The sequence below is a fragment of the Glaesserella sp. genome (assembly GCF_041814905.1).
Taxonomy (GTDB): domain Bacteria; phylum Pseudomonadota; class Gammaproteobacteria; order Enterobacterales; family Pasteurellaceae; genus Glaesserella.
In genome coordinates, this window is sequence record NZ_JBGXYA010000064.1 from 1 (window position 1) to 7,231 (window position 7,231).

At 42.3% G+C, this 7,231-nt stretch carries 5 protein-coding genes and 1 other annotated feature; all 5 genes read right to left on the bottom strand.

All coding sequences use genetic code 11. From position 1 onward, the window contains the following. Nucleotides 1-1,550, bottom strand: a 1,550-nt coding sequence (locus ACEYJ7_RS09365) for an ABC transporter substrate-binding protein (protein ID WP_373778839.1), incomplete at its 3' end; no start/stop codon positions are given. 25 nt (nucleotides 1,551-1,575) lie between these two features. Beyond that, nucleotides 1,576-1,704, bottom strand: a sequence feature (His leader region). A gap of 159 nt (nucleotides 1,705-1,863) precedes the next feature. After that, a complete protein-coding gene (gene adk / locus ACEYJ7_RS09370; RefSeq protein ID WP_373767367.1) occupies nucleotides 1,864-2,508 on the bottom strand; it encodes an adenylate kinase in 645 nt (214 codons plus the stop codon). 94 nt (nucleotides 2,509-2,602) lie between these two features. Then, entirely contained in the window at nucleotides 2,603-4,579 is a 1,977-nt protein-coding gene (locus ACEYJ7_RS09375) for a TonB-dependent receptor domain-containing protein (RefSeq protein ID WP_373778840.1), read from the bottom strand. Between the two features lie 174 nt (nucleotides 4,580-4,753). Beyond that, a complete protein-coding gene (locus ACEYJ7_RS09380; RefSeq protein ID WP_373778841.1) occupies nucleotides 4,754-6,028 on the bottom strand; it encodes an AmpG family muropeptide MFS transporter in 1,275 nt (424 codons plus the stop codon). A gap of 18 nt (nucleotides 6,029-6,046) precedes the next feature. Further along, nucleotides 6,047-7,063: a UDP-glucose 4-epimerase GalE gene (gene galE, locus ACEYJ7_RS09385; RefSeq protein WP_373778842.1), complete on the bottom strand. Its 1,017-nt coding sequence runs from the start codon at nucleotides 7,061-7,063 to the stop codon at nucleotides 6,047-6,049. Nucleotides 7,064-7,231 lie beyond the last annotated feature (168 nt).

The following is a 7,231-nucleotide window of genomic DNA, read 5'->3' on the forward strand; positions in this document are numbered from 1 at the left end:
GGGCTTTGCACATAACCCGTGACTTCTTTACGAATCGGGAAATAGACCGTAGAGTGAGCGATCGGCAACCACACCGCCTGCTCTTTAGCGATTTGTTGCGCTTGGCGGTACAACTCGGTGCGTTTAGCCTTATCACTGATTTGAGTGGCTTGCGTAACCAATTTATCGTATTCCGGATTACAGAACCCAGCATAATTTGAACCCTGTTTTACCGCATTACAGCTTAATAAAGTGTTTAAAAAGTTATCCGGATCGCCGTTGTCGCCGGTCCAGCCCATCATACCTGTCGTATACTCCCCATCACCCATGCGTTTAAGGTATTCTCCCCATTCATAGCTGACGATCTTCGTTTTTACCCCGACTTTTTCCCAATCCGCTTGAATCATTTCCGCCATACGACGCGCATTCGGATTATAAGGTCGCGCCACCGGCATCGCCCACAGTTCCGTTTCAAAGCCGTTTTCAAAGCCCGCTTCTTTTAATAATGCTTTGGCTTTTTCAGGATTATAATCGTAATCTTTAATGTCATTGTTATAACCCCAAATTGTCGGCGGCATCGGATTTTTAGCTACCATGCCCGCACCTTGATAAACAGATTCTAAAATAGTGGATTTATTGACGGCATAATTGAGCGCTTGGCGCACTTTTTGATTATCAAACGGTGCTTTACGTTGGTTTAAAGTGATGTAGCCGATATTCATTCCCGCTTTTTCAAGGATATTGATATTCGGGTCGGCTTGCAACGCTTTAATGTCCGCCGGATTCGGATAAGGCATCGCTTGGCATTCGTTATTTTGCAATTTAGCCAAGCGCACCGTCGCGTCCGGCGTTACGGTAAAGACCAAACGATCGATTTTCGCTTTACCCTGCCAATACTCCTCAAAAGAGGTAAAACGGACATTGGCATCCTTTTGATAAGAATGGAATTGGAAAGCGCCCGTACCAATCGGTGCGGTATCCACTTTTTCAGGCGTCCCCGCTTTTAACATCGCATCAGCATATTCCGCAGAAAAAATCGCGGCAAAATCCATGGCTAAATTGGCTAAAAACGGCGCATTCGGTTGTTTTAAACTGATTTTCACGGTGTAGTCATCCATTTTTTCAACACGATCAATGATATTTTGCATATCCATGCCAAGGAAAAATTCATAATTACCGCCGGAGACTTTGTAATAAGGGTTATTCGGATCCAATTGGCGATTAATCGAAAACAGCACGTCATCGGCATTAAACTCGCGGCTTGGCGTAAACGCTTTATTTGCATGGAATTTCACGCCTTTACGCAAATAAAAAATGTAACTTTTTCCGTCTTCACTGATTTCCCAACGTTCCGCCAACGATGGAACCAAATTGGTTGTACCGGCTTCAAAATCGACCAGTCGATTATAAATCGCTTGCCCGACATCCAAGGTTGCGCCGTCCGTGCCGATTTGCGGGTTTAAATAGGCGGGAGACGCCTCAATACAATAAGTGAAGGTTTTACTTTCCGCATAAGCGTTATTCGCACCTAAACAAAGTGCAACCGTTGTTAATGCCATTAATTTTCTCATGTTGTGTCCTTAGTGTTAATGCAAAACGAAAACCCCTCGAAAGTTGCCTTCCGAGGGGTTAGAAATTGTGATTGGTTTAGCCATGCACTCTCGGAAGCTGTCTCCCGAACACGCCAAATGCCCGAAAGATTATTCAGGTAAATGATGATGATGGTGGTTAAAAATAAAATTCATAGCGGCTCCAAAATCGAATGGCTCGGAATATAGCCTAAGCTAACATGAAACGCAAACGATTTTATTGCAAAATTCGAACAAAAACAGACCGCTTGTCACGTGACAAGCGGTCTGTTTTACGCTATTTTTTGCAAATAAATCAGCCTAAGATTTTATTTAATTCCGCACTGACGGCTTCGACAGGTTGGGTGCCGTCTAAGCGGTGATATTGCGTATTACCCGCTTCGGCTTCCGCCGTATAATAGGCGATAAGCGGTTTGGTTTGTTTGTGATAAATCGCCAAACGTTCTAACACCGTTTCAGGTTTATCATCTTGGCGAATGATTAAATCTTCACCGGTTACATCATCTTTGCCTTCCACTTTCGGCGGATTATACACAACGTGATAAGTACGACCTGACGGCTGATGAACGCGACGACCGCTCATACGCTCGACAATGACGTCATCCGCCACATCGAATTCCAAGACGAAATCGATTTTCACGCCCGCCTCTTTTAATGCGTCCGCTTGCGGAATCGTACGCGGGAAGCCGTCTAATAAGAAACCGTTCGCACAATCCGGCTGCGCAATACGGTCTTTGACTAATGCGACGGTCAATTCATCCGGAACCAGTTTACCTTCGTCCATTAATGCTTTAGCTTGCTTACCCAACTCTGTGCCTTCTTTAATTGCCGCGCGGAACATATCGCCCGTTGAAATTTGCGGAATACCGAATTTGTTCATCATAAATTGAGCTTGTGTGCCTTTACCCGCACCCGGTGCACCTAAAAGGATAATTTTCATAGGAAACCTCTTGAAAGTAAAAAATAAAAATATGGCAGTAACCTTACCGATTACTGCCGAAAATTGCAAATTTTATTGTGAAAGTGACCGCTTGTCAGAAGGTGTAATTCATACTTACACGGAAATTACGTCCCGCTTCAGGCAATGAATTAACACCGGTTCTTTGGCTGTGGCTTTTGTAGTATTTGTTAAACGCATTATCTAATGCAAAGTTAATATTAAGATCATCTTTGCCGGTAGGTTTCCAATTCACGAAGAAGTCATTCACGCCATATCCCGGACGATTGATTTCGCCATCCGTTGAACTTGATCCGCGGCTTGGTGACCCTTTTTCACTTTCGACAAATCGTCCACGCCAACCGATTTCAATATTTGGTCGTTCAAAGCGGTAAGCAACACTGGCCGTCCACGTTCTGCCGATTAACATTGCCAAAGTATTCGCATCCACTGCTTCGCCGTAAAGCTCAGGCTTACTGTCAGCCACACCGGCGCGCAAGATCAGCCCTTGATACCGATAACTTGCACCGATTTCATAACCGCGGTTTTTCAATTTACCGCCGTTATAAAGTTCGCGATAGCCACTCGTCGCTGTATTTCTGATCGCAACCACATCATTAATCATTTGCCAGAAATAACTTCCGTTTAGCTCCACGGCATCGGATAACTTATAGTTAAAACCGATTTCGGTATTGCGTGAACGCTCTGCTTTCAGATCGCTATTGGCGATAATGACATCCTGGCCGCGACGGCCCGATCCTCCGGCAATTGCCGGCTCGTATAAGCGAGGGCTACGGGTTGCATAGTTATGGCTTGCGTTAAAGCTTAAATCGTTAGTCGCTTCCCAAATCAAACCAAGGCTTGGGTTTAAGTTGCTATCATTCACTTCTTTACCGATCATATCTTTAAACTTAAAGTGAGCATGGCGTAAACCCGTCGTTAAAGTAATCGGTCCGAACCCCCAAATGCCTTCCATATAGAAATCCGTATCCGTTTTCTCTTGATTACCGACACCGGCGACAGTAATCGAACTCGGAATACCTTCCTGCTCACGCCAGTTAATTCCGTATTTGAGCATATGATTTTCACCGATTGCCGAATCAAAATCGGCATTCACCCCCCGCGTAATAATTTTTGTGGTGGAATCGGTATCTGTTTCTTCACGCTCAACGGTTTTGTAATAAGCGTTTAAATCCACGTTAGTCACATAACCGATATTTTTACCGTTATACTGGATATTGGAGGTATTTTCATTAGTAATACGATAACGTGGGCTGTTACTTGCTGAATTATCTGATTGCGCAAAATCAAATTCTTCACGTAAATTACGTTCGCCGTGAGAATGTTCCTGACGCTGGCTGAATACAATGCGGTGATTTTCATTTAGGTCGACACCGATTTTACCTAGCAATGCACGTTGGTTTAGATTACTTTTATTCACCGTATGACCATTACCATCTTTATAATTTTTATTGGTGATCCAGTTTCCGCTGAAAAGTGCGTCTACATTACCATATTTACCGAATACGGTACCGCCTTCGTTATAGCCTTTATTCGTCGCAAAGCCCGTATTGACTTTAAAACCGAAATGTTGATCCTCTTTGAGTAAATCTTTCGCATCAACGGTTCTTGCAACAATCTGACCGCTTGTTGCACCGATTCCCGCACTCGCAGAACCTGTTCCTTTTTGAATACTTACCTGCTTAATTAAGCTCGGATCGAGTAAATTAAAACGACCTTGATGATGAAAAATTTGAGTATCCGAGTAAGTGTTATCAACTTTAAAATCAACTTGATCTTGTGCCATACCACGCACCGTCAGCCATTGCGAATTACCGTTACCGCCGCCGAAATTAATTGACGGTTCTTCACGCAAAAGACCGCGTAAATCCGTCTCGGTACTTTGATTAACATCTTCGGTGGTTACCACGTTAGTCTTCGTTTTGGCACCTGAGTTTTCAGCAACAACATCAATGAGATCTAATTTTTCTGATGATTCATTGGTAGTTGCATAAGAAAAAGAAGTGGTGGCAATTAATACTGCCATAGAGAGTTTAGTTTTATAAAACTTCATATTTGCCCCTTTAGTTGAGAATAGTTATCAAAAAACAGAGCTAATATACATTTTATATAAATGCGAATCAATCTTATTTAGATGGTTAAAAATAAAAAAGTTCAATTTAAAATTAAACGCATAAAAAAACCGCATTTAGATCCTAATCTAAATGCGGTTTTCGTTGAAAATTTATTATGCTTTTTTTTCATTCCAAGGCGCCACCCAGAACAAACATAACATTCCCGGAATAGCTAAGAAAAAGCAGATCCAATAGAATTGATAGAAACCGACACTTTGCGCCAACGCGCCTGATGTTGCCCCGATTAACTTACTTGGAATTGCCGTCAAACTGGTAAAAATCGCAAATTGAGTCGCCGTATAAAGAGGATTCGTTTCCCGTGAAATATAAGCGACAAAACAAGCTGTTCCTAAACCGATACCGATATACTCACCGATAATCACTGCAGAGAGAGCAAAACGCTCATAAGCACCGATTACTTCAAACCTACCGTGACTTGCCAACCAAGCAAAACCTAACAGCATCAGCATTTGAAATAGACCAAAAATCCATAATGATCGGTTTACCCCGATTCTGAGCATTAATACGCCGCCGAGCATTCCCGCTACGATAGATGCCCATAATCCATTGATTTTTACTGCCGTCCCTAAATCAGTACGACTAAATCCCATATCTAATATGAAAGCACTTTGTAACGTTGCGGCAAATGAATCGCCAAGGTTATACAACAACATAAACAACAAAGTACCAATCGCAGCCCAAAGCCCTTTACGATGAAAGAATTCCTTAAACGGAATCACAAATGCTTCACGAAATGGTAAATGACGGTTATCTTCAAGAATTTCCGGTTCTTTACTTAAGAATAGACTTAAAATTAAGCCCGGAATCATGAACAACGCAGTGAAGATAAACACGATATCCCACGAATAGTGATCCGACACAATTAATGCCAACCCGCCCGGAATCAACCCCGCAATGCGATAACCGTTAATATGAATCGAATTACCCAAACCAAGTTCTTCATCCGCTAAGATTTCACGGCGATAGGCATCAACCACAATATCTTGTACCGCAGAAGCAAATGCGACTGCGGCGGCTAATGCCATAACGGCCTTGATATTTTCAGTTGGATTAAAAAAGCCGAAACAGGCGATCAACACAAGGAGAATAATTTGAGTGAAGAACATCCAACTCCGACGTCGACCTAAAAAATTCGGATAGTAGCGATCAAAAAGCGGTGCCACTAAAAATTTCCACGTATACGGTAAACCGATCAATGCAAAGAAACCGATAGTTTTCAAATCCACTTGTTCAGAACGTAACCAAGCCGGAATTAATTGGTAAAGGAAATAGAGAGGTAAACCCGATGTAAAACCGGTGAATACACAAAGCAACATTTTATAGCTAAATATCTGTTTCCATATCGATTGCTGGGCGATTTCAGGCATGATATCTCCTCTTCTTTTTTAGCCCTTATAACCATTCGGATTATTTTTTTGCCAGTTCCACGTATCTTTCATCATCTGATTTAAGTCACGTTCCGTTTTCCAGCCTAACACTTCTAATGCTTTTTTCGGATTAGAATAGTAAGAGTCAATATCCCCCGGGCGACGCGCTACAATTTGATAAGGTAAGGTCAAGTTGTTAGATTGTTCAAAAGCTTTAACCATGTCTAACACAGAATAACCGATTCCCGTCCCTAAATTGTAAATATGCAAACCTGCTTGATTTTGGTGTTTTTCAAGGGCTTTTAAATGACCGATTGCCAAGTCCACTACATGAATATAATCACGAACCCCCGTGCCGTCGTGAGTATCATAATCACCGCCGAACACCGATAATTGAGGCAATTTACCCACAGCGACTTGGCTGATAAACGGCATTAAGTTATTCGGAATACCATTTGGATCTTCACCGATCAATCCGCTTTCATGCGCACCAACCGGATTAAAATAACGCAATACGATCGCGCTGAATTGAGGGTTTGCTGCCACCGTATCTTCTAACACACGTTCAACCATATATTTTGAAGTCGCGTAAGGGCTTGTTGTATCACCGACACGACAAGCTTCCGTGACCGGTACCACTTCCGGTACACCGTAAACCGTTGCGGTCGAACTAAAGACAATCGTATTCACACCCGCTTTCAACATCTCTTCAACCAGTACGATAGAACCGGTCACATTGTTTTGGTAATAACGCAAAGGCTGTCTAACGCTCTCGCCCACTGCTTTTAAACCAGCGAAATGGATCACCGACTTGATTTGATTTTCAGCAAATACTCGGGCTAAAAGCGCACGATCCAACACATCGCCTTGATAGAATTTCAGCGTTTTGCCGGTAATTTGTTCGACTCGTTCAAGAGAAACTTTCGATGAATTGGAAAGATTATCCAACACCACAATCTCTTTGTTTTGATTTAACAATTCAACTACTGTATGAGTACCGATATAACCGGCGCCCCCTGTTACTAAAATAGCCATTTTATTCTCCTGATCTAAAAATTTTCGCGGTATTATGTAGCAGTTGCACAAAGACCGCTTAACTAAATTTTACTACAATCCTTGTGAGTTTTACTAACCACAAGGATTTTTATTTATGGTAAAAGCAAGTGATATGAGTGCTATTCAGCAGAAAATCGCTAAATTAAC